Origin of the sequence: uncultured Campylobacter sp. (genome assembly GCF_938018145.1) — a bacterium.
GTDB lineage: Bacteria > Campylobacterota > Campylobacteria > Campylobacterales > Campylobacteraceae > Campylobacter_A.
The window spans coordinates 1-2,595 of the sequence record NZ_CALIII010000248.1; the positions used below are offsets into that span (position 1 = coordinate 1).

Genomic DNA, 2,595 nt, shown 5'->3' on the forward strand with positions numbered 1-2,595 from the left:
GATCGTTTATTTTAAAGACGATTCGCGATATATCACCGAGCGCGAATTTAGCGAGCTGGTACGAAAAGATCAGATCAAGCGCGCACATATCGAGGACGGCACGCTAAGCTTCGTTTACGACGGCAAACGCTATAAAATTTTAACCGATATCGTTAATTTAAAAGAGCTCTCCAACCACGCTTTGATTACGAAGGAAGAGGATAACGAAAGCGGTGGTATCAGCGCGATCTTGGTAATTTTTACGTTCGCATTTTTTCTCTTTGTATATTATTTTGAAACCGTTCTGGCGCGGCGCCGCAAGATGGACGGCGTGGGCACTACGCGTCAAGGCGGCGGCGCAAATGCGGAGCTCGGCGATCTTTCGCCAAGCGTTAGTGACGTGAGATTTAGCGACGTCGCGGGCATCAGCGAGGTAAAGGACGAACTCATAGAGATCGTGGATTTTTTAAAAAATCCCGCAAAATATCGAAATTTCGGCATCAAATTGCCGAAAGGAATTTTAATGATCGGAGAGCCCGGCGTCGGTAAAACGCTAATTGCAAAAGCCGTAGCCGGCGAGGCGGACGTGCCGTTTTTTTACCAAAGCGGCGCAAGTTTCGTGCAAATTTACGTCGGTATGGGCGCAAAACGCGTGCATGAGCTGTTTTTAAAGGCTAAAGCCTATGCGCCCTCTATCATCTTTATCGACGAGATCGACGCCGTGGGTAAGGTGCGCGGCGGCAACCGAAACGACGAGCGCGAGGCCACGCTAAATCAGCTACTGACCGAAATGGACGGCTTTGAGGATAACTCTGGCGTCATCGTGATCGCCGCGACCAACCGCATCGAGATGATAGACGAGGCGCTGCTACGCTCGGGGCGATTTGACAGGCGTATTTTTCTTTCGATGCCCGATTTTACCGATAGGGTCGAGATTTTAAAATCCTATCTAAAAGACAAAAACACGAGCGTAGAGGCGCAGGACGTGGCGCGTATCAGCGTCGGTTTTAGCGGGGCGGCGCTTTCTACGCTGGTAAACGAAGCCGCGATAAATGCGCTAAGACGCGGCGGCGAGATAATCGATTTTAGCGATTTTGAAAGCGTTTTAAACAAAGTCCTGCTCGGTAAAAAGAGGATTTTAAGCTACAACGACGAGGAAAAGCGCATCCAAGCGCTCTATCAGGGCGCAAAGGCCTTGGCGGCGTATTGGTTTGGGATAGAATTTGAAAAAATTTCGCTCGTCGAGGAGCAGTTTATGCGCCCTGAGCGAGAGATAGAGTCGCGCTCGCAGATGTTTGCGCGTATCAAGGTCTGTTTGGCGGGCATGAGCGCGCTAAAGATGGTCAAAGACGATACCTTTTCAAACTCCAACGCCGACATCCAAAAGGCTCGCGAAATCGCGCAAAATATGGTTTTTGAGTATGGCATGGGGCATACCTTTACGCCAAGCGCGGCGGAGGCCGAGGAGCTACTGCAAGAGGCATACGCCGAGGTCGGGACGTTTTTGGCGGGCATGAAGGCGCAGCTAGAGCGCATCAGCGAGCATATCGAGATTTTTGAGAGTATCGATAAAGACGCGCTGGGCAAAATTATCAAAGAGTATTACAATTAAATTTAAGGAGAAAAAATGAAAGCGAAAATAGGCATATTGACATTGAGCGACCGTGCTAGCGAGGGCAAATACGACGATCTATCTGGAGCGGCGATAAAAGAGGTTTTAGACGGCTGGATAACGAGCGAGCGCGAGTATTTTTACGAGGTGATCCCGGACGAGATCGAGCTCATAAAAGAGCGCCTAAAACACATGATAGACGTGCTGGGCTGCGATCTAGTGCTAACGACGGGCGGCACGGGACCGGCTCCTCGCGACGTGACGCCTGAGGCGACCGAGGCCGTATGCGAAAAGATGATGCCTGGCTTTGGCGAGCTAATGCGCGCAGCTAGCCTAAAATACGTCCCTACGGCGATCCTATCGCGCCAAACCGCAGGTATCAGAGGGCACGCGCTCATCGTAAATTTACCCGGCCAGCCAAAGGCGATCAGAGAGTGCCTAGAGCCCGTATTTCCAGCGATTCCTTACTGCATTGATCTCATCGGCGGCGCATTTATAGAGACCGACGAGAGCGTGATGAAGGTGTTTCGCCCGAAACAAAAGAAAATTTCGTGATCCGCGCGTGATAAACTTTTTTGAAAATATAAATTTAAAGGCTACGAGGCTGCTTGAGGGCTATTATTCGCTCTTTTGCGGCCTTTTTACGCTTTGCATCGGCGTTTACGTGCTCGGGCTAGTTTTTGGTGCAGAGTGGCTTTTGCTTGCCGCTAGCGCTTGTATCTATGCGTGTTTTGTCCTGCTTGCGTTTCGTTCGCTTTTTTGGTTCGTCTTGAGTCTGATTTTCTCGCCCGTTTTTGCTATCGTCGTACGCGAGCGTTACGATGAAAATTTATTTTTAGACGTGGTTTTTGCGCTTATTTGGATATTTTGCTGGTTATTTTTGTCGCTAGCCGTGAGTGAAAATATCTCAAAACTGGGCAACGAAATCGTATCTAAAATTTTACGCATCGCTGCTCTTTTTGCCGTGATCGGCGTTTATTACGTTAGTATCGAAAATAGCCTAA

At 49.4% G+C, this 2,595-nt stretch carries 3 protein-coding genes; all 3 read left to right on the forward strand.

The window, feature by feature from the left end:
- Positions 1 to 1,591: ATP-dependent metallopeptidase FtsH/Yme1/Tma family protein (locus Q0338_RS05735; RefSeq protein WP_298085921.1), on the forward strand; the 1,591-nt coding region annotated here is incomplete at its 5' end.
- 15 nt (positions 1,592 to 1,606) lie between these two features.
- Positions 1,607 to 2,146 (forward strand): molybdopterin adenylyltransferase, encoded by a 540-nt coding sequence (mog, locus tag Q0338_RS05740; protein WP_002951483.1) that lies wholly within the window; start codon positions 1,607 to 1,609, stop codon positions 2,144 to 2,146.
- A 7-nt stretch (positions 2,147 to 2,153) separates the two neighbouring features.
- On the forward strand, positions 2,154 to 2,595 hold a 442-nt coding region (locus Q0338_RS05745), incomplete at its 3' end, for a nitrogen fixation protein NifR (protein WP_298085922.1).

Excerpts from the sequence above, each read along its gene's own strand:
- mog (WP_002951483.1), top strand. The coding sequence starts at position 1,607 with ATGAAAGCGAAAATAGGCATATTGACATTGAGCGACCGTGCTAGCGAG.